The following is a 21,852-nucleotide window of genomic DNA, read 5'->3' on the forward strand; positions in this document are numbered from 1 at the left end:
CTGCCACCTCCCCATGGCTTCGCCACAGGGAGGATAGTAAGGAGCGTGCGCGCCATCACAGACGGCGCACCGGAAATGCTGTGAGGGGGCTCGATGGCAAAGCGTGATTATCTGAACAATCTGATGAGCGATCTCGAATCGCACACCGAAGTACGGCGGTTCGGCAGCGGCTGGTTGTCGGGTTTCTTCGGCCTGCTGTTCGCGATCGCCGGCTTCTTCATGGTGGTCGCGCTCCGCTTCCCCGACTGGTTTGCGACGCCCGAGCTTGAGATCATCAAGAATTGGGGCGGCTTTCGCGGCCTCGTGCACGGGGTCCTGCTTGTTAGCTATGGGCTGTCGCTGCTCAGCCTGCTGCTCCGTCCGCGCAAGGCGCTCGGCCTCACCGCGCTGATGATCGGGCTTGCCGCGATCCTGGTCGGCGGGTCGAACGTCCAGCCGCAGGAGACGCGCGACTGGGGCATCTTCTTTGGGCTCGACTTCTTCGTCGTGAACCTGCTCGTCACCGGTTTCATGTTCGCGCCGCTCGAACGTGCCTTCCCGCACCGCCGCGCCCAGCGCCTGTTCCGCATCGAATGGCGCGAGGATCTTTTCTATTATCTGGTCAGCACGATGTTCGTGCAGGTGCTCGGCTTCCTCGCGCTCGCGCCCTCGACGATCATCAACGAGAATACGAGCAATTGGGAGGCGTTCCGCGCCGCCGTCGCCTCGCTGCCGTGGATCGTGCAATTCCTGATCGTCATTGTCGCGTCGGACATGGCGCAATACTGGTTCCACCGCACCTTCCACCGCTACCCCTTCCTCTGGGGCTTCCACGCGGTGCACCACAGCGCCAAATCGATGGACTGGCTCGCGGGCTCACGGATGCATTTCGTCGAGATCATCCTCTTGCGCTCGATAACCTCGCTGCCGCTCTTCACCTTGGGCTTCGCGCCGTCGGTGATGCAGGCGTATATCGGCTTCGTCTATGTCTGGTCGTCGCTGCTCCACGCCAATGTCGGCGGCAATTTCAACCGGCTCGGCCACTGGATCGCGACCCCGCGGTTCCACCACTGGCATCATGGGCTCGAGCGCGAGGCGTTCGACGTCAATTTCGCGATCCATTTTCCGTGGATCGACAAGCTGTTCGGCACCTTCCATCTGCCCACGGACCGCTGGCCCGAAAATTATGGCATCCCCGAAGAGGTGCCGCGCAGCTATTGGGGCCAGTTCCTCTACCCCTGGACGCGAACCGGCAAGAAGACCGACGAGACACCCGCCGAATAGCCCGGGGCGGCATAGGGCAATCTGTCCGCTTGCCAGCATCGCGGGCGCACCATAAGGCGCGCAGCGTGAGCCTGCTCGCCGCCTTTCGCCGACCCGGCATCCTGCTGCTCCTGCCGCTGCTGCTCGCGCTTGCTGCGCGGGTGCTCGTCGCGCCGGGCTGGATGATCGAATCGGGCAGCGGTGGGTCGATCACCGTGCGCATCTGTTCGGACCCCGCCAACCCCGGTGGCACGATGACGATCGAGTTCGAAAAGGTTGACGAAAAGGCCGGCGATCATAACGCCGGCGAGGCGCAGCTGCATTGCCCATGGGGCGCGCTCGCCAATGCGCCGATCGTTCCCGACCTGCCCGTGCTGGCCGCGGCGGCGATGGCCGCCGATCCTGTCCCCGTCGCGGTTCGATCGCTCGGCTATGCGCCAGGCATCGCCTCGCCGCTCCCGCCGAGTACCGGACCACCCGCCTTCGCCTGATCCAGACCGACCGGCAGCCCGCGCTTTGGCGCGGCGCGGCCCGTGACTGCATTCAACGAAGGAAAACCAATGAAAACCCGTGTCCATGGGGCGGCGCCGTTGTTGGCGCTTGCCAGCTGCCTTGTCGCCGTGCCCGTCCATGCCGACGAGGCCGATACGACTATTATTGTTACCGCACCCACCGCAACCGAAGCCGCCGAAGAACGCGCGGCAAGAACGCCCGGCGGCACCGATATCGTTTCCTACGAAGACTATGCCGACAAATCGGTCGTCTCGCTCCGCGACACGCTCGCCTTCTCGCCCGGCGTCTACCTCCAGCCTCGCTACGGGCAGGAGGTGCGCATTTCGATCCGCGGCTCGGGCCTGTCGCGCGGTTTCCACATGCGCGGGCTCACGCTGCTCCAGGACGGCGTGCCGATCAACCTCGCCGACGACAATGGCGATTTTCAGGAACTCGAACCGATCTTCTTCGATCATCTCGAAGTCTATCGCGGCGCCAACGCGCTGCGCTTCGGGTCGGGCACGCTCGGCGGCGCGATCAACGGCGTGACCCCGACCGGACGCACTGCCGAGGGCCTTTACCTGCGCGGCGATGTCGGCAGTTTCGACAGCGTGCGCGGGCTCGTCTCGGCGGGTGTCGCGAGCGACCGCGTCGATGCGTGGGGTGCGATCAGCGCCGACCGTTCCGACGGTGACCGCGACCATGCCGGGCGCCGCAGCTTGCGCTTTCAGGGCAATGTCGGGTTGAAGCTCAGCGATGTGGTGAGCACGCGCTTCTATGCCAGCATCAACAATATCGACCAGCAGATCCCCGGCGCACTGACGATGGCCGAGGCGCTGACGACGCCGCGCAAGGCCAATGCTGGCGCCGTCGCGGGCGATCAGGGACGCGACATCGACTCGCTGCGCCTCCAGAACCGCACGCGGTTCGACTGGGGTGCACTCACGCTCGACGTCGGCGGCTTTGTCAATGCGAAGTCGCTGCATCACCCGATCTTCCAGCTCATCGATCAGAAGTCGGTCGACGTCGGCGCCTTTTTCCGCGCCGACTATGCGACCGGCCCGGTCGAGGTTACGTTCGGTGGTGAAATCCGCCGCGGCAGCACCGACGCGCGTCAGTTCGTCAACAACGGCGGCCGGCGCGGCGCGCTGTCCTTCGACGCCGACCAGAAGGCGCAGACCGCGACGCTCTATGGCGAAGTGCGCGTGCGTCCCGTCGACGCGCTGACCCTGATCGCGGGCGGCGTCTACGCCGACGGCTGGCGCCAGCGCCACGTCAATTTTTCGGCCACCCCCGCAACCGACGGCCGGATCGACTTCGATGCCTTCTCGCCCAAAATCGGCCTGCTGTTCGAACCCGCCGCCGACATCCAGCTCTTCGCCAACTACAGCCGCTCGGCCGAATTTCCGGGTTTCGGCGAGGTGTTCCAGACGATCGGCACTCCGCCGACGAGCACGGTGGTTTCGGGCATACGCCCGCAACGCGCCTGGACCGCCGAAATCGGCACGCGCGGCAAGGTCGGTTTCGCCAGCTGGGACGTCGCGCTCTACCGCTCGACGCTGAAAGGCGAGCTGCTCCAGTTCACGACCAACAGCAATATCCCGGCCGCGACCTTCAACGCCGACCGCACGCTGCATCAGGGTATCGAGGCCGGGCTCGATCTTGCACCGACCGACTGGTTGCGCTTGCGGCAGGTCTACGCCTACAGCGACTTCCGCTTCCGGGGCGACGCACAATTCGGCGACAACCGCCTGCCGGTCATCCCGAAGCACGCCTACCGCGCCGAACTCCGCCTCGGCACCGATGCGCTGCACGTCTCTCCCAACCTCGAATGGGTCCCCGACGGCCCGTTTGCCGACTATCGCAATCAGGTGCGAACCCCCGGCTACGCGCTGATCGGCATCACCGGCGGCGCGACGATTGCGAACGGCGTCGACGCCTTTATCGATGTTCGCAATGTCACGGGCAAGAAAGCGATCGGCGACATCAGCGCCGCGATCATCGTCACGCCGCCCAATGTCCAGCCAGGGTCGGCGATCTATTACCCCGTCGAACGCCGCGCGGTCTCCGCCGGTATCCGCGCGCGCTTCTAAGGGAAGGGCAGGGGATGACCGACATCAACCGGGTTCCGCTCTATCGCACGATCTGGCGCTGGCATTTCTACGCCGGGCTGTTCGTCATCCCCTTCCTGCTTGTCCTGTCGGCGACGGGTGCTGCCTATCTGTTCAAGCCGCAGCTCGACCGGTGGCAGGAGGGCGCATGGCGCGGCCTGCCGGCGGCGGGTGCAGTCGATGCCGATGCACAGGTCGCCGCCGCGCTCGCCGCCAATCATGGCGCCAGCTTTCACTATTACCGCATCCCCGAAGCACGGGGCGACGCCGCGGTCGTCCACCTTGGCCTGCCAGGCGGCGCGATGCGCGACGTCGCGGTGTCGCCTCAAGGAGCTGTGATCGACTCGGCCGACCCCGACCAGCGAATCTCGGCCTGGCTATCGCGCATCCACGGCACCCTGTTGATCGGCCGCACCGGCCACCTGCTCGTCGAGCTTGCCGCGAGCTGGGCGATCGTGATGATCCTGACCGGCCTCTACCTCTGGTGGCCGCGCGGGCGCGGGCTTGCGGGGGTCCTCTGGCCGCGCCTGTCGCAGGGCGGGCGCGCGGCGCTCCGCGACCTCCATGCCGTCATCGGTTTCTGGGTTTCGGGCCTAGCGCTCGTCCTGCTCTTTACCGCGCTGCCATGGACCGACGTCTGGGCCAGCGGCTTTCGCACGGTGCGCGCCGAAATGGGCTGGGTGTCGGGAGTGCAGGACTGGAAGGGCGGCGCCGATCCGCACGCCGCGCACGACCATCATGCGATGGCGCAGGCCACGCCGGCCGGACCACCGCCGCGCGCGCGCCTCGAATATATCCTCCTCCGCGCCCGCAGCGAATATATGCCCGCCCCCGCGATCCTCCAGCCGCCCGGCGCGCCCAACGCCTTCGGCCCGCCGAACGGCCATGTGTGGACGCTGACCACGCTCACCCAGAACCGCCCGCTGGTCCGCAAGGTCAGCTACGACCCCGAAACGAGCCTCGAAGTCGCGCGCAGTGGTTTTGCCGAAAAGCACGCCATCGACCGCGCCGTCGGCTATGGCATCGCGTGGCACGAGGGGCAGCTCTTCGGCCTCGCCAATCAGCTGATCGGCGTCGCGACCGCGCTCGCGCTGTTCACGCTCGCGATCTCGGGCTTCCTGATGTGGCGGCGCCGCAGGCCAGATGATGCGCTCGGTGCGCCGCCCGCCGCGCAAGATCCGGCAAAGCTCAAGGGTGTCGCCGCGCTGATCCTGATCCTCGCCGCGCTCCTTCCCTTGCTCGCCGCCTCGCTGATCCTCCTCTGGGTCGCCGAGCGGCTGGTGCTGCCGCGGTTGCCACGCGCGGCGCGCTGGCTCGGCGTTGCGGCGAAGGCCCCGGCGCGGCTATAGGTTGCCCATGGCCCGCACTCTCCACCTGTTCGCCCTGCTCATCGCGCTGCTCCTTGCACCCACTGCGTTCGCGCAGGAGCGCGGTCCGGTGGTGCTCGCGGCGGCCAGCCTGCAGGAATCGCTGACCGAGGCGGCGAACGCCTGGGCGGCGAAGGGGCACGCCAAACCCGTCCTCTCCTTCGCCGCCTCGTCGGCACTCGCGCGGCAGGTCATTGCGGGCGCGCCCGCCGACCTCTTCCTCTCGGCCGACGAGGAGTGGATGGACGCGGTCGCCAAGGCCGGCCTCCTCCGCGCTGGCACACGCACGACCCTGCTTGGCAACCGGCTCGTGTTGATCGCCTCCGCATCGAACACGGTCCGGCTGACCCCGGCGCGCGGCTTCGCGCTGGCCAAGGCGCTCGGCACCGGCCGCCTCGCGCTCGCCGATCCCGATGCCGTGCCCGCGGGAAAATATGCCAAGGCCGCGCTCACGCATCTGGGCGTCTGGGCCGGCGTCGCGACCAAGGTTGCCCCCGCCGAGAATGTCCGCGCCGCGATGGCGCTCGTCGAACGTGGCGCCGCGCCGCTCGGCATCGTCTATGCGACCGACGCGCGCGCGTCGAAAGCGGTGCGCGTCGTCGGCACCTTCCCCGCATCGAGCCACCCGCCGATCCGCTACCCCGTCGCGCTGCTCAAGGCGTCGCGGAGCAGGGACGCCGCGGGCTTCCGCGCCTTCCTGCTGTCGAAACAGGGCCGCGCGATCTTCGCCCGCCACGGCTTTTCGGCCCCCTGATGCTGTCACCGGAGGAGTGGGGCATCGTTGCGCTGTCGCTGAAGGTCGGCGGCGTTGCCGTGCTCGTCACGCTCCCCGTTGCCTTCGCGCTCGCGTGGGTTCTCGCGCGCTACCGTTTCCCAGGCCGCGTCGTCCTCGACGCGCTCGTCCACCTGCCGCTCGTCCTGCCGCCCGTCGTCACCGGCTGGCTGCTGCTGATCGCCTTCGGCCCGTTCGGCCCCGTCGGCCGCTGGCTCGAAAGCTGGTTCGGGGTCAGCCTGATGTTCCGCTGGACCGGCGCTGCGCTCGCCGCCGCGATCATGGCGTTGCCGCTGATGGTGCGCGCGATGCGGTTGTCGATCGAGAGTATCGACCAGCGGCTCGAGGGCGCGGCGCGCACGCTCGGCGCCAGCCCCTGGCACAGCTTCTGGACGATCAGCCTGCCGCTCGCGCTGCCCGGTGTGCTCGCTGCGCTCGTCCTCGGCTTCGCGCGCTCGATCGGCGAGTTCGGCGCGACGATCACCTTCGTCTCGAACATCCCGGGCGAAACGCGCACGTTGCCGCTCGCCATCTATTCGGCGCTGCAGGTGCCCGGCGGCGAGGCGATGGTGACGCGCCTCGCGTTGCTTTCGGTCGCGCTGTCGCTTGGCGCGCTGGTGCTGTCCGAATGGCTCGCACGCCGCACCCATGGCGAAAGGCAGCGCCATGGCGATTGATATCGACGTAACCAAGCGTCTCGGCGACCGGCCGATCGCTGCGCGCTTCACCGCCGGTCCCGGCCTGACCGCCTTGTTCGGCCCATCGGGCGCAGGCAAGACGAGCATCCTCAACATGGTCGCGGGATTGCTGAGGCCCGACCGAGGGCATATTCGCGTCGGCGACCGCACGCTGTTCGACGGTGCGATCGACCTGCCACCCGAGGCGCGCCGCGTCGGTTATGTGTTCCAGGACGGGCGGCTCTTCCCGCATCGCCGTGTCCGCGCGAACCTGGCCTATGGCCATGATATCGTGCCGCCGGCGCATCGCTGGATGACCCTCGACGAGGCGACGCAATTCCTCGGCATTGGCCACCTCCTCGATCGCTGGCCGCACAGCCTGTCGGGGGGCGAGGCGCAGCGCGTCGCAATCGGTCGCGCTTTGCTCGCTGGACCCGAAATCCTGCTGATGGACGAACCCTTGTCGTCGCTCGACACCGCGCGGCGCGGCGATACCATGGTGGTGATCGAGCGGATTCGCGACGAGCTCAGACTGCCGATCCTCTACGTCAGCCACGACCGCGCCGAGATCGACCGGCTCGCGACCTCGGTGGTGGAGATTGGCGAATAAAGTTTCACTTGAAACCATTTTGATGATAGAAGCGGCCGTATGGAAAGCCAGTTTACCCACGTCCATGACACGCCGCCGCCGGGTGCCGCGGCCGACTGGACGATTTCGCAAAATTGGGACGCCTTCACCGCCGACGAGCATGCGATGTGGGACCGTCTCTTCGCGCGCCAGTCCGACATGCTGCCCGGCCGCGCCGCCGACGCCTTTCTGCGCGGTATCGACGTGCTACGCCTCGAAAAGCCCGGCATTCCCGATTATCGCGAACTCAATGCGCGGCTGATGGCCGCGACGGGGTGGCAGGTGATTGCGGTGCCCGGGCTCGTTCCCGACGAAGTCTTTTTCGACCATCTCGCGAACCGCCGCTTTCCGGCGGGCAATTTCATCCGCACCCCCGAGCAGCTCGATTATCTGCAGGAACCCGACGTCTTCCACGATGTCTTCGGCCATGTTCCGATGCTCGCCGACCCGGTGTTCGCCGACTATATGGTCGCGTACGGTGAAGGCGGCCTGCGCAGCCTCAAGTTCGACGCGCTGAAACAGCTCGCGCGACTTTACTGGTATACCGTCGAATTCGGGCTGATCCGCGAAGCCGGGGGCCTGCGCATCTACGGCGCTGGCATCGTCTCCTCTTTTGCCGAGAGCGTCTTCGCGCTCGATTCGGACAGCCCGAACCGCATCGGCTTCGACCTCGCGCGCGTGATGCGCACCGATTACCGGATCGACGATTTCCAGCAGAATTATTTCGTCATCGACAGCCTCGATCAGCTGCTCGACACGACGGTCAACACCGATTTCGCGCCGCTCTATACCAAAAATGCCGCACTGCCGCCGATCCCGATTGCCGACTTCCTGCCGGAGGATGAGGTGATCACGCGCGGCACGCAGGACTATGCGCTCGCAAAGAGCGGCTGACTTCACTCGCCGCTTTTGCGGACCGTCGACACCAGCTGGCGCCGCTGCTGATAGGCTTCGCGGTCGGGCGGCACGGCATAGATTCCGCGCAGCAGCGCCGCATCGTGGCTCGACAGCTCGCGGCGTTCCGTCTCGCCGTCGAACAGCCCCAGGATCGAATCCTTCGGTGGCGGAGGATTGCTCCGGAACTCGGCGAGCGCGACCATCGCGGCATAGGCGGCGACGGAATCGAGCGGTGCGCCGTCGGCCTGTTCGACGTCGATCACGACGGTCGCCGACTGGAGCGCGCGCACCACCTGCGTGCTGACGATGCTGCTGTTATAGAGCTTCACGTAAAAGTCGCTGATCGGCATCCCGTCGCGGCTTTCGTCGCGCGTCGTGTACCACCAGCGGATCGCGCCCGTGCCGTCGAGAACGCGGTCGCGTGCCACCGGCGCCAGCTCGGCGAACTGATCGGGCGCCTTGCGGCGGTGACGGGTGTTCCCGTGACGATGATCGCGTCGGGATCGTCGCCGGCAACGGGCGCGGCGGCGAGCAGGGCTAGGGCGGCAAGCGGGCTCATGGCCGATTTCTCCCGATGACTTGCTCCAGGCTAGCAAATCGCCGCTATATTTCCAGCGTTTAGCTTACCAGCTGCCGAAGCTTGCATCCGACGGGCTCGCGCGGTGGAACGCGCGTTCCTTGCGGCGCCAGCCGTAACGCCGGCGCTTGATGAGGAGCAGGCACGGCCATTCGGCGCTGCCGCCGCGCCCGGCGAGGCGAAAGCCCTGCGCGCGGTATGCGGCGAGCACCGGCTCCATCTGCCGCGCGATCAGTCCCGCGAGGATCGCATGACCGCCTGGCGCCGTCACCGCGGCGATGTCGGGCGCCAGCGTGATCAGCGGTCCCGCGAGGATGTTCGCGATGACGAGGTCATAGGGCGCACGGTGTTTGATCGACGGGTGATTGGTCCCCGGTGCCACGGCGAGCGCGAGCCCGCCGCCGCCGCGTCCGAGCGGTACATTGTTGATGCCCGCATTGTCGCGCGTCACGAAAATGCTCGCGGGGTCGATGTCCGACGCGATCGTCTTCGCGCGCGGCCACAGCGCCATCGCGGCAAAGGCGAGCAAGCCCGTTCCGGTGCCGATGTCGGCAATATTGCGCGGGCTCGCGCCTTGCCGCGCGAGCCGGTCGAGCATCGACAGGCAGCCCGCCGTGGTGTCGTGCCCGCCGGTGCCGAACGCCTGGCTCGCGTCGATCAGGAAGGGGGTGGTGCCCGTCGGCACGCGGTCGGCATAGCTGCTCGTGTGGACGAAGAAGCGCCCCGCCTGCACGGGCTCCAGCCCCTGCTGGCTTAGCGTGACCCAATCCTCTTCGGGCAACTCTTCGACGACAGGCTTCTTGCCCGCCGCGCTCGGGATCAGCGCCTGCAATATCTTGAGCAGCGCGGGCGTCGGCTTGGTATCGACATAGGCGTCGAGTTGCCATTCGCCGGCATCCTCGTCGATCTCGCGTGTCACCACCACCGGCGCCTCGGACGAGGCATCGAGTTCGGGAATTTCGCCCGACAGCGCTTCGGCTTCGTCGCGAGTGCAAGGGAGGGAGACGATCCAGCTCATCGTCTTAGCGGACGTAGCTCGCGCCGTTGACGTCGAGCACCGCGCCGGTCATCGCCGCGGGCGCATCGAGCGCGCACCAGCGCGCCATTTCGCCGACCTCGTCGGGCATCGCGACGCGGCCGAGCGGGATTTCGGCGAGCAGTTTCTCGCCGCCGCGGCTGGACAGATATTCCTCGGCCATGCCCGTCATCGTGAAGCCGGGGCAGATCGCAAAGGCGAGGATGCCGTCCTTGGCATAGGCGCGTGCGATCGTCTTGGTCATCGCGACCATCCCCGATTTCGACGCCGCATAATGCCAGTGCGCGGGGCTGTCGCCGCGATAGGCGGCGCGGCTCGCGATATTGACGATGCGGCCGGGAACGCCGCGTTCGTGCCAGTGCAGCACCGCATGGCGGCAGAGCTGCGCGCTTGCGGTCAGATTGACCTGCATCGTGCGGTTCCAGTTCGCGAGCCAGTCGGCGTTGGGGTCGCCCAGCGGGTTGTCCTCGAACACCCCGGCATTGTTGACGAGCACGTCGATGCGGCCGTCCAGCCGGTCGAGACTCGCCTGCCACAGCCGGTCGGGTGTCGCGGGATCGGACAGGTCGCCGTCGGCGCTCGACAGCGCGACGACCGTCGTCGCATCGGTGGTGAGAGCGTCGGCGATCGCTGCGCCGATGCCGCGGCTCGCACCGGTGATCAGGATATGCGTGTTCATGGCCCCAGCCTTAGGCAGCGGGGCAGAGCTTGCCAAGCGGGGGAAGCGGGTGTGTTACGCCACGCGGCGGCTGAATTCGCTCGCGGCCTGTTCGAGCTGTTGCAACCGCCCGCCCATCTTGGCGAATTCCTGGCTCAACACACTGATCTCGCTCGCGACCATCCCCGAATCGTTGCGGATGCTCGCGATCGTCGACGACATCGAATCGGCGGCGAGCGCGGTTTCGTCGACCGCGGCGGTGATCGAGGTGACGGTCTGCGCCTGCGCATCCATCGCGTCGCGGATGCGCTGCGCCGAGGTCTGCACCTCGACAATCGTCGCCTGGATCGACTGGTTGGCGCTCACCGATCCGCGCGTCGCTTGCTGGATCGCGGTGATCTTGCCCGCGATATCGTCGGTCGCGCGCGCGGTTTCGTTGGCGAGGCTCTTCACCTCTTGCGCGACGACGGCAAAGCCGCGCCCCGATTCGCCCGCACGCGCCGCTTCGATCGTGGCGTTCAATGCGAGGAGGTTGGTCTGTCCCGCGATCTCGCGAATCAGGCCCAAAATGGACTCGATCGATTCGGCATGGTGCGACAGCGTCGCCGACATCGCGACGGCTTCGCCCGCCTGCTCCGATGCGCGCGTCGCGACGCTGGCCGAGGCTTCGACTTCGCTCCGTGCATCCTCGATCGCGCGGATCAGGCCCGCGGCGGTCGAGGCGGCTTCGCGCATCGCCATCGCCGATTGCTCGGACGCCGCGGCGACTTCGCTCGTCTTGGCGATCATGCCCTTCGCCGCCATGTCGGCCGACGCGGCCTGCTTCGCCAGCTGCTCGCGCACGCCGTCGGTGTCCTGCACCAGCGACGCAATCGAGCGGTCGAAATCGCCCGCAAGTGTCTGCCGCTCGCTCGAGATCACGGCGCGGTCGAGCTTTTTGGCATAGCGGTGCATGATGTCGAATTCGAGCAGCGCAAGGCGGTTCACCGCGCTTGTCAGCCGCGCGAGCCGTTCGGCGTCGCCGAAACAGGCTTCGACGACATATTCGATGGTCAGCCGCTGGCTTTCGGCGATGCACGACATCACCGATGCGAGCGGTAGCTTCACGCGCCGCGCCATATGAGCATTCTGGCACGCGATCGTCGCGACCTCCTGGCCCGCGGCGTCGGCATATTTGGCCACGGTGTGGCGCGCGCTACCGCGGACATAGGATTCGAACAATTCGCCCTCGACGCGGCGGTCGACACTGGGCAGCGCATTGAACGCATTCCAATAGGCCGCGGCGATTGCTTCCTCGCGCCCGGCGATGATGCCGTGAATTTCCGTCGCATTGGCGGCAAGGCGCCCGTCGAGGTCGTAATAGGGAAAGCGATCGGCCATCGGCACCGGATCGATCTGCTGCTTATGAATCGGATTTTCCTTCACCATGGTCCTGCTTCCCTGATCGACCCAAAAGGCGCGCGGGTCTGCCGCCCGCATGCGTCCCATGAAACTGGTGAACGGGATATGCGATAGAAATGGTAAAAGTGGTGTTAACCCCAAGCCGAGGTCTTGCCCTCGGCGCCCGCCGACGCGGCGGAGACGGGATAACCCTCGAACGCCTTGATCGTGCGCAGGGCAAAGGCGCTGTGCATCGCTGCGACCCCGGGCAGCCGCGACAGGCAGTGGCGGTGCAACCGGTCGAAATCGGCGACGTTGCGCGCCGCGACGCGCAGCCGGTAATCCGACGCCCCCGACAGCAATTGGCATTCGAGAATCTCGTCGAAACTCTTCACCGCGCTCTCGAACGCCGTCAGCGCCTCCTCGCTCTGCGAGGTCAGGCTGATGTCGACGAACACGTCGAGCCCCAGCCCGATGCTCTCTGGGTTGAGCCGCGCGGTATAGCCGGTGATGATCCCCGCGGCCTCGAGTGCGCGAATGCGCCGGTGGCACGCCGATGCCGACAGGCCGACCACCTCGCCAAGTTCGGCCGCGGGCCGCGGACCTTGCCTTTGCAGTAAGTCGAGCAGCTTGACGTCGATCCGGTCAATCATTGTGCGCCATCGATCCATTTCACGCAAAAATCGTGCAAGTATGTCGCGAATCCGCAAAGGATATGCAAGCACCTCGCGATGCATTTCTGCTAAAAGCGCCGAAAGTTTTCGGCGGCACCTGTCGATCGTCGATGACATCCCTATTCGGAGAGCGATCATGATCATCGGCACCCCCAAGGAAATCAAGAATCACGAATATCGCGTCGGCCTGACCCCCGAAAGCGTGCGCGAACTCGTCGTCCACGGGCACCGCGTGCTGGTGCAGACCGGCGCGGGCGAGGGGATCGGCGCACACGACCGCACTTATGTCGAGGCGGGCGCCGAGATCGTGCAGACCGCCGAAGAGATTTTCGCGACCTGCGAAATGGTCGTGAAGGTCAAGGAGCCGCAGCCCGTCGAGCGCGCGATGCTGCGCCCCGGGCAGATCCTCTACACCTATCTCCACCTCGCGCCCGACCCCGACCAGACGCGCGACCTGATGGCGTCGGGCGCGGTCTGCATCGCTTACGAAACCGTCACCAGCCCGCACGGCGGCTTGCCGCTCCTGAAACCGATGAGCCAGGTCGCGGGCCGCATGTCGATCCAGGCGGGCGCGACCGCGCTCGAAAAAGCGCACGGTGGCCGCGGCGTGCTGCTCGGCGGCGTCCCGGGCGTCGCGCCGGGCAAGATTTGCGTGATCGGCGGCGGCGTTGTCGGTTTCAACGCGGCGCAGATGGCGGCGGGCCTCGGCGCCGACGTCACCATCCTCGACCGCGATCCCGAAGTGCTCGAACGCGTCGGCACCTTCTTCGAGGCGCGCGCCAAGACGCGCTTCTCGAACCGCGCGAATTTGGCCGAATGCGTCGCCGAGGCCGACCTGGTCATCGGCGCGGTGCTGATCCCGGGTGCCGAGGCGCCGAAGCTCGTCACGCGCGAGATGCTTGGCACGATGCGCCCCGGCTCGGTGCTCGTCGACGTCGCGATCGACCAGGGCGGCTGCTTCGAGACGAGCCACGCGACGACCCACGCCGATCCGACCTATGTCGTCGACGGCATCGTCCATTATGCGGTCGCCAACATGCCCGGCGCGGTCGCGCGCACCAGCACCTATGCGCTCAACAACGTCACCCTGCCGCACGCACTGCGCATCGCCGATCTGGGCTGGAAAGAGGCTTTGAAACGCGACGTGCATCTTGCGCAGGGTTTGAACGTTTGGAATGGTAAGGTGACGTTCGAAGCCGTAGCCGAAGCGATCGGAACCGATTATGTGCCTGTCGAACAGGCGCTCGCCTGACAAAAGGACAGTGAGAGACGATGACCGACCAAGTGCCACCTCCCCCGCCGCAAGACGACGACGAGCACGAAGAAAATGAAGTGCTGCGCGCCGCGCGCGAGCGCCAGCAGCAGCGCGAAGCCGCCGAGGCGGCGCAGGCCGCCGATGAGGAGGCGGCCAAGGGCAAGCGCGGCTGGAAGACCGCGGCGGCCGCGGGGCTTGGCATCGGCTCGGCCGCAGTGATCGCGGCCTTGCTCTACGCGAACCGCGGCAAGATCAAGTGAGGCATCCCCCCGCGCCCGCGGCTGGGCCGGGGGTTCTTCGATGCGCATGATCACCGCCCTTTGGGCTCTCATGGCCGGGCTCGCCTCGTTCCAGTCGGCGGTTGCGGCGCCCGCGCCCGCTTTCCCGTGGACCGCACCCGCGACGACGCAAATCGTCACCGAGGATCGCCGTTTCATGAACGGCGACACCGAGCTGTCGGGAACGCTCATCCTGCCGCGGAGTGCCAGGCCGGTGGCCGCGGTCGTCGTAACGCACAGCGCGTCGTCGCCGCTCCGCGACGCGTCGCTTTACGATCATCTCAAGACCGCCTTGCCTGCGCTCGGCATCGCTGTCTTTGTTTATGACCGGCGCGGTTCGGGCCAGTCGGGAACGAAGACGGCCGGCGGCGACTTCGCCGTGCTCGCCGCCGATGCCATTGCGGCGGCGCAGAGCCTGAAGGGCGACCCGCGCATCGATGCGCGGCGGATCGGGACCTGGGGGCTGAGCCAGGGCGGCTGGGTATCGCCGCTGGCGGCGTCGCGAAGCGCCGACATCGCCTTCGTGATCGCGGTTTCGGCGCCGGTCGTCACCGCGGACGTGCAGATGCTGTTCTCCTCGACCAACCACCTGAGGGCGAACGGCCATTCGCAGGCCGAGATCGACCAGATGACTGCGACGCGAAAGGCGGTCGACGACTATATGCGCGGAACCGCCAACCGCGAGGCCGCGCAGAAAATGATCGATGCGGCAAAGGCGCAGCCGTGGTTCAAATATACCTATATGGGCGAAACGATACGCGACCGCGCCGTTTCGGGTTGGCGCCGCGAGATCGAGAATGATCCGCTGAAGAATCTGTCGGCGGTCACCGTGCCGACGCTCGTTCTTTATGGCGCCGACGATGCGGTGGTGCCGGTCGCCGTCTCGGTCGAGCGCCTGAAGGCCGTCACGGCGCAAATGCCGAAACTGACGGTGCGCAGCATCGCGGGCGCCGATCACGCGATGCAGATGTCGGCCGATCAGAAAATCTCGCTCGATCCCAAGCACGACGGCACCGAACGACCGGATTCGCCCGAATATATGGCCATTCTTGCAAGCTGGCTCGCGATCAACGGGTTCGTGGCGGGCTGAATATATCCCGGAAAGCGGCGATTTTTTTGCCTATGCTCCTAAGCAATTGCATATCGCGGCGGGAAGGCTTAACCGGCACCGCATCGACCGTTTAGAGTCAAGACAGGGCTGATATGGCTGGCAACGAACCGAGCGCGCGTCCGCGCTCCCCGCATCTGCAGGTATATAAATGGAGCCCCGCGATGGCGGTCTCGATCCTTCATCGCGCGAGCGGTGACGGTCTCGCGATTGTTGGCGCGTGCATGTTCCTCTGGTGGCTTGGCGCGCTCGCGGCCGGCCCTGACGCTTATGCTGCATTCCTCGCCTGCGTCTGGCACGATCCCAGCACCGAAGTCGGCATCGTTCACCAGATAACCAATATCGTCGGCAAGGTCGTACTTGTCGGTCTGACCTGGGCCTTTTTCCAGCATCTCTTCTCGGGACTGCGCCATTTCGTTCTTGATACGGGTGCCGGTTACGAACTGAAGACCAACAAGATCTGGTCGATCGCCGTGATTGTCGCGGGCGTGCTCGCAACCGCTGTGACCTGGCTCTATATCATGGCGGAGGCACTCTGATGGGCAATGGCACGCATATGGGCAAGGTCCGCGGACTGGGTTCGTCGGGGCACGGCTCGCAGCATTGGCTGCAACAGCGGCTGACCGCGCTCGCCAACATCCTGCTCGTCGGCTTCCTTTTCGTTTCGCTGATCCGCTTGCCGCTCAGCGATCATGCCGCGGTTCTTCGCTGGGCATCGAACCCAACCGTCGCGCTCGCGCTGGTCCTGATGGTGGTCAGCGTCTTCTGGCACCTGCGGCTTGGCCTGACGGTGCTGATCGAGGACTATGTCCATGGCGAGGCGACGCGTCTGCTGTCGCTTGTCCTTCTCAACTTCTACGCGATCGGCGGAGCCGCCTACGGTATCTTTGCCATTATCCGTATCGCGTTGGCGCCCGCCGCCGGGCTCGCTCCGGGGGGCATGTGACATGACCGAAGCGTACAAGATCATCGACCATATCTATGACACCGTCGTCGTCGGCGCCGGCGGATCGGGCCTGCGCGCCACGATGGGCAGCGCCGAAGCGGGGCTCAAGACCGCCTGCATCACCAAGGTGTTCCCGACGCGCAGCCACACCGTCGCGGCGCAGGGCGGTATCGCCGCCAGCCTCGGCAACAATTCGCCCGACCATTGGCAATGGCATATGTACGACACCGTCAAGGGCTCCGACTGGCTCGGCGACCAGGATGCGATCGAATATATGGTGCGCGAGGCGCCGAACGCGGTCTACGAACTCGAACACGCCGGCGTACCGTTCAGCCGCAATGCCGACGGGACGATCTATCAGCGCCCCTTCGGCGGCCATATGCAGAATATGGGCGAAGGCCCCCCGGTCCAGCGCACCGCCGCCGCGGCCGACCGCACCGGCCACGCGATGCTGCACGCGCTGTATCAACAGAGCTTGAAGTATGACGCGGACTTCTTCGTCGAATATTTCGCGCTCGACCTGATCATGGAAAATGGCGCCTGCCGCGGCGTCATCGCGATGTGCCTCGAAGACGGCAGCATCCACCGCTTCCGGTCGCAGGCCGTCGTGCTCGCAACCGGCGGTTACGGCCGCAGCTATTTCACTGCAACTTCAGCGCACACCTGCACCGGCGACGGTGGCGGCATGGTGCTGCGCGCCGGCCTGCCGCTGCAGGACATGGAATTCGTCCAGTTCCACCCGACCGGCATCTACGGCGCCGGCGTCCTCATCACCGAGGGCGCGCGCGGCGAGGGCGGGTATCTGACCAACTCCGAAGGCGAGCGTTTCATGGAACGCTACGCCCCGTCGGCCAAGGATCTCGCGTCGCGCGACGTCGTGTCGCGCTCGATGGCGCTCGAAATCCGCGAAGGCCGCGGTGTCGGTCCGCACAAGGACCATATTTTCCTGCACCTCGATCATATCGATCCGGCAGTGCTGCACGAACGGCTTCCCGGCATCACCGAAAGCGGCAAGGTGTTCGCGGGCGTCGACCTGACGCGCCAGCCGCTGCCGGTCGTGCCGACCGTCCATTATAATATGGGCGGCATTCCCTGTAACTATCACGGCGAAGTCGTGACCCTCGGCAAGGACGGCCCCGACACCGTCGTCCCCGGCCTGTTTGCGGTCGGCGAGGCCGCATGCGTGTCGGTCCATGGCGCGAACCGCCTGGGGTCGAACAGCCTCATCGATCTCGTCGTCTTCGGCCGCGCGACCGGCCACCGCCTCAAGGAAATCATCACCCCAGGCGCCGCGCAGCAGCCGCTGCCCAAGGACAGCGCCGACCTCGCGCTGGGCCGCCTCGACCATTTCCGCAATGCGAATGGCGGCTCGCCGACCGCCGAGATCCGCACCGAGATGCAGCGCGCGATGTCGGCGCACGCCGCGGTGTTCCGCACCGACGAGCTGATGGCCGAGGGCAAGGAAAAGCTGACAAGGACCTATCAGCGGATGAACGACATCCACGTCACCGACCGCAGCCTGATCTGGAATACCGACCTCATCGAAACGCTCGAACTCGACAATCTGATCAGCCAGGCGACGGTGACGATGCATTCGGCGTTCAACCGCAAGGAAAGCCGCGGCGCCCACGCGCATGAGGATTTCCCGAACCGCGACGATGCGACCTGGATGAAGCACACGATCGGCTGGTTCGACGGCTGGGGCGGAAAGGGCGGCGGTGTCCGCCTCGATTACCGCCCGGTCCACGAATATACGTTGTCCGACGATGTCGAATATATCAAGCCGAAGGCGCGCGTTTACTGAGGTAGGGCCTCGCCCGTCGCCCCGGTGAAAGCCGGGGTGTCACTCGTCGCCGAGCAAATCTCGGACCGGGTTGAGGTCGGAAAAGGGCACATCGACGTCGTTGCCCATGATCCACAGCTTCTGGCACGCGATGGCAAAGAACATCACCGCGATCGTCCAGACGATAAAGGTCTTGCGGGCGATCCAGCGGCGCTCGGCCTCTTCGGCCCTGGCGCGGGCCTTATGGTCGATGCCCAGCTCGCCTTCGAATTCGGCGACAAGCTGCGCGCGGCGGGTACGCGAAATATTCGCGATACTCGCGTCCCCCTCTTCGCTTGTCGATCGGCGTTTTGCCATTGATCCACCTTGGCCCAGCTAGTCCTGCTCGCGGCTATAGCGCCCAGCCCCTGCCAATTGGTTAATCCGGCGCTATCGGCTCGTCGCAATCCCGATCAATTTGATGCGCGCGCTCGCTCCGCGAAGCAGCGTCAAATCGCGCGGCGGGCGGCCAAGCGCCGCGGCGAGCAGGCGCAGCACCGCGTCGTTCGCGGCGCCGTCGGCGGGCGGGGAGGTGACGCGGATATGCACGGTTTCGTCGTCCTCGACCCTGATCTCGTCGTGACGAGCGCCGGGCGTTACCCGCACTTCGATCCGTCCTGATGCGGCGAGTGCGTTGAGCGCCCCGGTCAGCGCCGGGTCGGGCCGATATTTCAGACGGTGACCACCAGCTTGCCGACCGCCGTCCGGTTGCCCAGCTTGGCGATCGCCTTGCCGCCGTCGGCGAGGGCAAAGCTCTCGGTCACCCGCGGCTTGATCTTGCCCTGCTCCCACAACTGGAACAGCCGCGCGATATTGGCGCGGTTGCGCGCGGGTTCGCGGGCCACAAATGCCCCCCAGAACACGCCCGCGATGTCGCAGCTCTTGAGCAGGGTGAGGTTGAGCGGCAGGCGGGGAATGCCGGCGGGGAAGCCGACGACGAGGTAGCGGCCCTCCCATGCGATCGAACGCAGCGCGGGCTCGGCATAATCGCCGCCGACCGCGTCATAGATGACATTGGCGCCATTCGGGCCAACGGCTTCCTTGAACTTGTTCGCAAGCTCCTTCGACTGGTCCTTGTCGAACGGCTGGCGGCCATAGACGACCACCTCGTCGGCGCCCGCCTGACGTGCGATTTCGGCCTTTTCCTCGCTCGACACGCCGGCAACGACGCGCGCGCCGAATGCCTTGCCCAGCTCGACTGCGGCAATGCCGACGCCGCCCGATGCACCGAGCACCAGCAAGGTGTCGCCTTCCTCGATATGCCCGCGATCGATCAGCGCATGGATGCTGGTGCCATAGGTCATCAGCAGCGAGGCGCCCGCGGCGAAATCATGCGCTTCGGGCAGATGATAGACATTGTGCACCGACACCGCGACGGCTTCGGACATCCCGCCATTGCCGCAGCCCGCGATCACGCGGTCGCCGACCTTGAACTCGGTCACGCCCTCGCCGACTTCGGCGACCAGCCCTGCGACTTCGCCGCCGGGGGCGAAGGGGCGTTCGGGGCGGAACTGATATTTATCCTCGATGATCAGCACGTCGGGGAAGTTGACCGCGCAGGCATTCACATCGATCACGATCTGGCCCTTGCCCGCGGCGGGGCGCGGCAGTTCGCCCAGCTCGAGCGTTTCGGGGCCGCCGGTTGCGGTCGACAAGAGAGCCTTCATCATCTTCTCCTCTTATGTGTTCGTTGAACCTTGTGCCGCCGGACGCATCCACGGCCGATCGGCGTCAAGCTTCTTCTCATAGGTGCCGATTGCCGCGTCGCTCTTTTCGGTCAGCGAAATCTCGTCGAGCCCTTCGAGCAGGCACATCTTGCGGAAGGGGTCGATCTCGAAGCCGAAGCGGTCCTGAAACTGCGTCGTCACCGTCTGATGCTCGAGGTCGACGAAGACCGGATCGGTTGTCGCAACCTCCATCAACCGGTCGATCGCCGCCTGAGGCAGCACAACGGGCAAGATACCGTTCTTAACCGCATTGCCCGAGAAGATGTCCGAGTAGCTGGGCGCGATCACGACGCGGATGCCAAGGTCGCCGAGCGCCCAAGCGGCATGCTCGCGGCTCGACCCGCAGCCGAAATTGTCCCCCGCGATCAGGATCGGCGCGCCCTTGAAATCGGCGCTGTCGAACAGATTGTCGGGATCGGCGCGCAGGCTTTCGAACGCCCCGCGCCCCATGCCCTCACGCGTCGTCGTCTTGAGCCAGTGCGCGGGGATGATCACGTCGGTATCGACATTCTTGAGCCCGAACGGGATCGCGCGGCCTTCGACCTTGTCGAGCGGGGTCATGCCATCAGCTCCCGCACATCGGTGAGTTTGCCCGTCACCGCCGCCGCCGCCGCCATCGCGGGCGAAACGAGGTGCGTGCGCGCGCCCGGCCCCTGGCGGCCGACGAAATTGCGGTTGCTCGTACTGGCGCAGCGCTCGCCCGCGGGCACCTTGTCGGGATTCATCGCGAGGCACGCCGAACAGCCGGGTTCGCGCCACTCAAGCCCCGCGTCGGTGAAGATGCGGTCGAGGCCCTCGGCCTCGGCCTGCGCCTTCACCAGCCCCGATCCGGGGACGACGATCGCCCATTTGACATTGTCGGCCTTGTGCCGGCCCTTGAGCACCGCGGCGGCGGCGCGCAGGTCCTCGATGCGGCTGTTGGTGCAGCTGCCGATGAAGATATTCTCGACCTCGACATCCTGCATCCGCGTGCCGGGTTCGAGGCCCATGTAAGCGAGCGACTTGGCCGCCGCCGCCTGCTTCGACGGGTCGGCAAAGCTGCCCGGGGCGGGGACGACGCCGGTGATCGGCACGACATCCTCGGGGCTGGTGCCCCACGTCACGCTCGGCGCGATGTCGGCGGCGTCGATGACGACGGTCTTGTCATAGGTCGCGCCCGGATCGGTCGCGAGGCTTTTCCAATAGGCGACCGCGGCGTCCCAGTCGGCGCCCTTCGGCGCATAGGGGCGGCCCTTGGTGTACTCGAAGGTCGTCTCGTCGGGCGCGATCAGGCCCGCGCGCGCGCCGCCCTCGATCGCCATATTGCTGACCGTCAGCCGCCCCTCGACCGACAGCGCACGGATCGCGCTGCCCGTATATTCGATGACATGGCCGGTGCCGCCCGCGGCGCCGATGACGCCGGTGATGTGGAGGATGATGTCCTTCGCCGAAACGCCGGGGCCGACCTCGCCCTCGACGCGCACTTCCATCGTCTTCGACGGCTGGAGCAGCAAGGTTTGCGTCGCGAGCACATGCTCGACCTCGCTCGTCCCGATGCCGAAGGCGAGCGCGCCGATGCCGCCGTGGCAGGCGGTGTGGCTGTCGCCGCAGACGATCGTCGTGCCGGGCAGAGAAAAGCCCTGCTCGGGCCCGACGACATGGACGATGCCCTGTTCGGGCGCGGCCGCGTCGATGTAGCGGATGCCGAATTCGGGCGCGTTCTTTTCGAGCGCCGCCAATTGCGCCGCGCTTTCGGCGTCGGCGATCGGCAGCTTGTTGCCGGCCGCATCGAGCCGCGCGGTCGTCGGCACATTATGATCGGGCACCGCCAGCGTCAGGTCGGGACGGCGCACCGTGCGCCCGTTCGCGCGTAGTCCGGCAAATGCTTGCGGGCTGGTGACTTCATGGACAAGGTGACGGTCGATGAAGATCAGGCAAGTAGCATCGGGGCGCTGTTCGACGACATGCGCGTCCCAGATTTTCTCATAAAGGGTGCGGGGCCGAGTCATGCGGTTCACTTAAGCCTGTGGCATAACAATGCAAGCGAGTGGCGATCAAAAACGCAATTTTCGGTCGCGAACCCCTTGCCCTTTCCTTCGTCACCTCTGCCTTGATCGGCGATTATCCCCTTGCGACATGTAAGCGGCTGTTCCCCGGCGAAGGCCGGGGTCCAGAGCGTTGAAAAGCCACGGTCGCCCGATGACGCCCTGGGCCCCGGCCTTCGCC

The 21,852-nt window shown here is 66.3% G+C and carries 24 protein-coding genes; 14 read left to right on the forward strand and 10 right to left on the reverse strand.

Going from position 1 to position 21,852, the window contains the following annotated elements:
- Positions 1-93: 93 nt before the first annotated feature.
- The 8 genes from ACREBX_RS01680 to phhA all read left to right on the forward strand — a co-directional run bounded on the left by ACREBX_RS01680 (position 94) and on the right by phhA (position 8,183).
- The gene (locus tag ACREBX_RS01680) at positions 94-1,263 is read left to right on the forward strand and encodes a sterol desaturase family protein (RefSeq protein ID WP_431560020.1); all 1,170 of its coding nucleotides are present in this window, start codon (positions 94-96) and stop codon (positions 1,261-1,263) included.
- Positions 1,264-1,328: 65 nt separating this feature from the next.
- Positions 1,329-1,733 (forward strand): hypothetical protein, encoded by a 405-nt coding sequence (locus ACREBX_RS01685; RefSeq protein ID WP_431560021.1) that lies wholly within the window; start codon positions 1,329-1,331, stop codon positions 1,731-1,733.
- A 69-nt stretch (positions 1,734-1,802) separates the two neighbouring features.
- A complete protein-coding gene (locus ACREBX_RS01690) occupies positions 1,803-3,827 on the forward strand; it encodes a TonB-dependent receptor family protein (RefSeq protein WP_431560022.1) in 2,025 nt (674 codons plus the stop codon).
- A 14-nt stretch (positions 3,828-3,841) separates the two neighbouring features.
- Positions 3,842-5,194 carry a PepSY-associated TM helix domain-containing protein gene (locus ACREBX_RS01695; protein ID WP_431560023.1) on the forward strand — a complete coding sequence of 451 codons (1,353 nt, stop codon included), beginning with the start codon at positions 3,842-3,844 and terminating at the stop codon, positions 5,192-5,194.
- 7 nt (positions 5,195-5,201) lie between these two features.
- Positions 5,202-5,966, forward strand: coding sequence for a molybdate ABC transporter substrate-binding protein (gene modA, locus ACREBX_RS01700; protein WP_431560024.1), 765 nt, complete (start codon positions 5,202-5,204; stop codon positions 5,964-5,966).
- Positions 5,966-6,661 carry a molybdate ABC transporter permease subunit gene (gene modB / locus ACREBX_RS01705; RefSeq protein WP_431560025.1) on the forward strand — a complete coding sequence of 232 codons (696 nt, stop codon included), beginning with the start codon at positions 5,966-5,968 and terminating at the stop codon, positions 6,659-6,661. Before modA ends, modB begins: the two co-directional genes overlap by 1 nt.
- A complete protein-coding gene (locus ACREBX_RS01710; RefSeq protein ID WP_431560026.1) occupies positions 6,651-7,271 on the forward strand; it encodes a molybdenum ABC transporter ATP-binding protein in 621 nt (206 codons plus the stop codon). Before modB ends, ACREBX_RS01710 begins: the two co-directional genes overlap by 11 nt.
- A gap of 39 nt (positions 7,272-7,310) precedes the next feature.
- The gene (gene phhA / locus ACREBX_RS01715; RefSeq protein WP_431560027.1) at positions 7,311-8,183 is read left to right on the forward strand and encodes a phenylalanine 4-monooxygenase; all 873 of its coding nucleotides are present in this window, start codon (positions 7,311-7,313) and stop codon (positions 8,181-8,183) included.
- 2 nt (positions 8,184-8,185) lie between these two features.
- On the opposite strand, the gene ACREBX_RS01720 is transcribed toward phhA, so the two are convergent.
- The 5 genes from ACREBX_RS01720 to ACREBX_RS01740 form a co-directional block, all read right to left on the reverse strand.
- A complete protein-coding gene (locus ACREBX_RS01720) occupies positions 8,186-8,614 on the reverse strand; it encodes a hypothetical protein (protein WP_431560028.1) in 429 nt (142 codons plus the stop codon).
- A 195-nt stretch (positions 8,615-8,809) separates the two neighbouring features.
- A complete protein-coding gene (locus tag ACREBX_RS01725; protein ID WP_431560029.1) occupies positions 8,810-9,781 on the reverse strand; it encodes a 50S ribosomal protein L11 methyltransferase in 972 nt (323 codons plus the stop codon).
- Between the two features lie 4 nt (positions 9,782-9,785).
- Positions 9,786-10,478, reverse strand: coding sequence for an SDR family NAD(P)-dependent oxidoreductase (locus ACREBX_RS01730; protein WP_431560030.1), 693 nt, complete (start codon positions 10,476-10,478; stop codon positions 9,786-9,788).
- Between the two features lie 54 nt (positions 10,479-10,532).
- Positions 10,533-11,885, reverse strand: coding sequence for a methyl-accepting chemotaxis protein (locus ACREBX_RS01735; protein WP_431560031.1), 1,353 nt, complete (start codon positions 11,883-11,885; stop codon positions 10,533-10,535).
- Positions 11,886-11,989: 104 nt separating this feature from the next.
- Complete coding sequence (locus ACREBX_RS01740) at positions 11,990-12,490, reverse strand: Lrp/AsnC family transcriptional regulator (RefSeq protein WP_431560032.1); 501 nt, start codon at positions 12,488-12,490, stop codon at positions 11,990-11,992.
- Between the two features lie 157 nt (positions 12,491-12,647).
- On the opposite strand from ACREBX_RS01740, the gene ald reads away from it, so the two are divergent.
- From ald to sdhA, 6 genes are all read left to right on the forward strand, one after another.
- Positions 12,648-13,763, forward strand: coding sequence for an alanine dehydrogenase (gene ald, locus ACREBX_RS01745; protein WP_431560033.1), 1,116 nt, complete (start codon positions 12,648-12,650; stop codon positions 13,761-13,763).
- 20 nt (positions 13,764-13,783) lie between these two features.
- Complete coding sequence (locus tag ACREBX_RS01750) at positions 13,784-14,026, forward strand: hypothetical protein (protein WP_431560034.1); 243 nt, start codon at positions 13,784-13,786, stop codon at positions 14,024-14,026.
- 40 nt (positions 14,027-14,066) lie between these two features.
- Complete coding sequence (locus tag ACREBX_RS01755; protein WP_431560035.1) at positions 14,067-15,134, forward strand: alpha/beta hydrolase family protein; 1,068 nt, start codon at positions 14,067-14,069, stop codon at positions 15,132-15,134.
- Between the two features lie 182 nt (positions 15,135-15,316).
- Positions 15,317-15,691, forward strand: coding sequence for a succinate dehydrogenase, cytochrome b556 subunit (gene sdhC, locus ACREBX_RS01760; protein WP_431560036.1), 375 nt, complete (start codon positions 15,317-15,319; stop codon positions 15,689-15,691).
- Positions 15,691-16,098 (forward strand): succinate dehydrogenase, hydrophobic membrane anchor protein, encoded by a 408-nt coding sequence (sdhD, locus tag ACREBX_RS01765; RefSeq protein WP_431560037.1) that lies wholly within the window; start codon positions 15,691-15,693, stop codon positions 16,096-16,098. The genes sdhC and sdhD overlap by 1 nt, the downstream gene beginning before the upstream one ends.
- 1 nt (position 16,099) lies before the next feature.
- On the forward strand, positions 16,100-17,902 hold the full coding sequence (gene sdhA / locus ACREBX_RS01770; protein ID WP_431560038.1) for a succinate dehydrogenase flavoprotein subunit: 1,803 nt from the start codon (positions 16,100-16,102) through the stop codon (positions 17,900-17,902).
- Positions 17,903-17,941: 39 nt separating this feature from the next.
- Here sdhA and ACREBX_RS01775 read toward each other — a convergent pair whose 3' ends face one another.
- From ACREBX_RS01775 to leuC, 5 genes are all read right to left on the reverse strand, one after another.
- On the reverse strand, positions 17,942-18,238 hold the full coding sequence (locus tag ACREBX_RS01775; RefSeq protein WP_431560039.1) for a hypothetical protein: 297 nt from the start codon (positions 18,236-18,238) through the stop codon (positions 17,942-17,944).
- 72 nt (positions 18,239-18,310) lie between these two features.
- Positions 18,311-18,526, reverse strand: coding sequence for a DUF167 domain-containing protein (locus ACREBX_RS01780; RefSeq protein WP_431560040.1), 216 nt, complete (start codon positions 18,524-18,526; stop codon positions 18,311-18,313).
- 65 nt (positions 18,527-18,591) lie between these two features.
- Entirely contained in the window at positions 18,592-19,587 is a 996-nt protein-coding gene (locus tag ACREBX_RS01785; protein ID WP_431560043.1) for an NADPH:quinone oxidoreductase family protein, read from the reverse strand.
- Between the two features lie 12 nt (positions 19,588-19,599).
- The gene (leuD, locus tag ACREBX_RS01790; RefSeq protein WP_431560041.1) at positions 19,600-20,208 is read right to left on the reverse strand and encodes a 3-isopropylmalate dehydratase small subunit; all 609 of its coding nucleotides are present in this window, start codon (positions 20,206-20,208) and stop codon (positions 19,600-19,602) included.
- Positions 20,205-21,635, reverse strand: a complete 1,431-nt coding sequence (gene leuC, locus ACREBX_RS01795) for a 3-isopropylmalate dehydratase large subunit (protein WP_431560042.1) — start codon at positions 21,633-21,635, stop codon at positions 20,205-20,207. Before leuC ends, leuD begins: the two co-directional genes overlap by 4 nt.
- Between the last annotated feature and the right edge of the window lie 217 nt (positions 21,636-21,852).

The sequence above is a fragment of the Sphingopyxis sp. genome (assembly GCF_050725655.1).
Classification (GTDB): domain Bacteria; phylum Pseudomonadota; class Alphaproteobacteria; order Sphingomonadales; family Sphingomonadaceae; genus Sphingopyxis.

Coding starts and splice junctions, on each gene's coding strand:
- ACREBX_RS01680 (WP_431560020.1), top strand. CDS start 94: ATGGCAAAGCGTGATTATCTGAACAATCTGATGAGCGATCTCGAATCG.
- ACREBX_RS01690 (WP_431560022.1), top strand. CDS start 1,803: ATGAAAACCCGTGTCCATGGGGCGGCGCCGTTGTTGGCGCTTGCCAGC.
- ACREBX_RS01695 (WP_431560023.1), top strand. CDS start 3,842: ATGACCGACATCAACCGGGTTCCGCTCTATCGCACGATCTGGCGCTGG.
- modA (WP_431560024.1), top strand. CDS start 5,202: ATGGCCCGCACTCTCCACCTGTTCGCCCTGCTCATCGCGCTGCTCCTT.
- modB (WP_431560025.1), top strand. CDS start 5,966: ATGCTGTCACCGGAGGAGTGGGGCATCGTTGCGCTGTCGCTGAAGGTC.
- ACREBX_RS01710 (WP_431560026.1), top strand. CDS start 6,651: ATGGCGATTGATATCGACGTAACCAAGCGTCTCGGCGACCGGCCGATC.
- phhA (WP_431560027.1), top strand. CDS start 7,311: ATGGAAAGCCAGTTTACCCACGTCCATGACACGCCGCCGCCGGGTGCC.
- ACREBX_RS01725 (WP_431560029.1), bottom strand. CDS start 9,781: ATGAGCTGGATCGTCTCCCTCCCTTGCACTCGCGACGAAGCCGAAGCG.
- ACREBX_RS01730 (WP_431560030.1), bottom strand. CDS start 10,478: ATGAACACGCATATCCTGATCACCGGTGCGAGCCGCGGCATCGGCGCA.
- ACREBX_RS01735 (WP_431560031.1), bottom strand. CDS start 11,885: ATGGTGAAGGAAAATCCGATTCATAAGCAGCAGATCGATCCGGTGCCG.
- ACREBX_RS01740 (WP_431560032.1), bottom strand. CDS start 12,490: ATGATTGACCGGATCGACGTCAAGCTGCTCGACTTACTGCAAAGGCAA.
- ald (WP_431560033.1), top strand. CDS start 12,648: ATGATCATCGGCACCCCCAAGGAAATCAAGAATCACGAATATCGCGTC.
- ACREBX_RS01750 (WP_431560034.1), top strand. CDS start 13,784: ATGACCGACCAAGTGCCACCTCCCCCGCCGCAAGACGACGACGAGCAC.
- ACREBX_RS01755 (WP_431560035.1), top strand. CDS start 14,067: ATGCGCATGATCACCGCCCTTTGGGCTCTCATGGCCGGGCTCGCCTCG.
- sdhC (WP_431560036.1), top strand. CDS start 15,317: ATGGCGGTCTCGATCCTTCATCGCGCGAGCGGTGACGGTCTCGCGATT.
- sdhD (WP_431560037.1), top strand. CDS start 15,691: ATGGGCAATGGCACGCATATGGGCAAGGTCCGCGGACTGGGTTCGTCG.
- sdhA (WP_431560038.1), top strand. CDS start 16,100: ATGACCGAAGCGTACAAGATCATCGACCATATCTATGACACCGTCGTC.
- ACREBX_RS01775 (WP_431560039.1), bottom strand. CDS start 18,238: ATGGCAAAACGCCGATCGACAAGCGAAGAGGGGGACGCGAGTATCGCG.
- ACREBX_RS01785 (WP_431560043.1), bottom strand. CDS start 19,587: ATGAAGGCTCTCTTGTCGACCGCAACCGGCGGCCCCGAAACGCTCGAG.
- leuD (WP_431560041.1), bottom strand. CDS start 20,208: ATGACCCCGCTCGACAAGGTCGAAGGCCGCGCGATCCCGTTCGGGCTC.
- leuC (WP_431560042.1), bottom strand. CDS start 21,635: ATGACTCGGCCCCGCACCCTTTATGAGAAAATCTGGGACGCGCATGTC.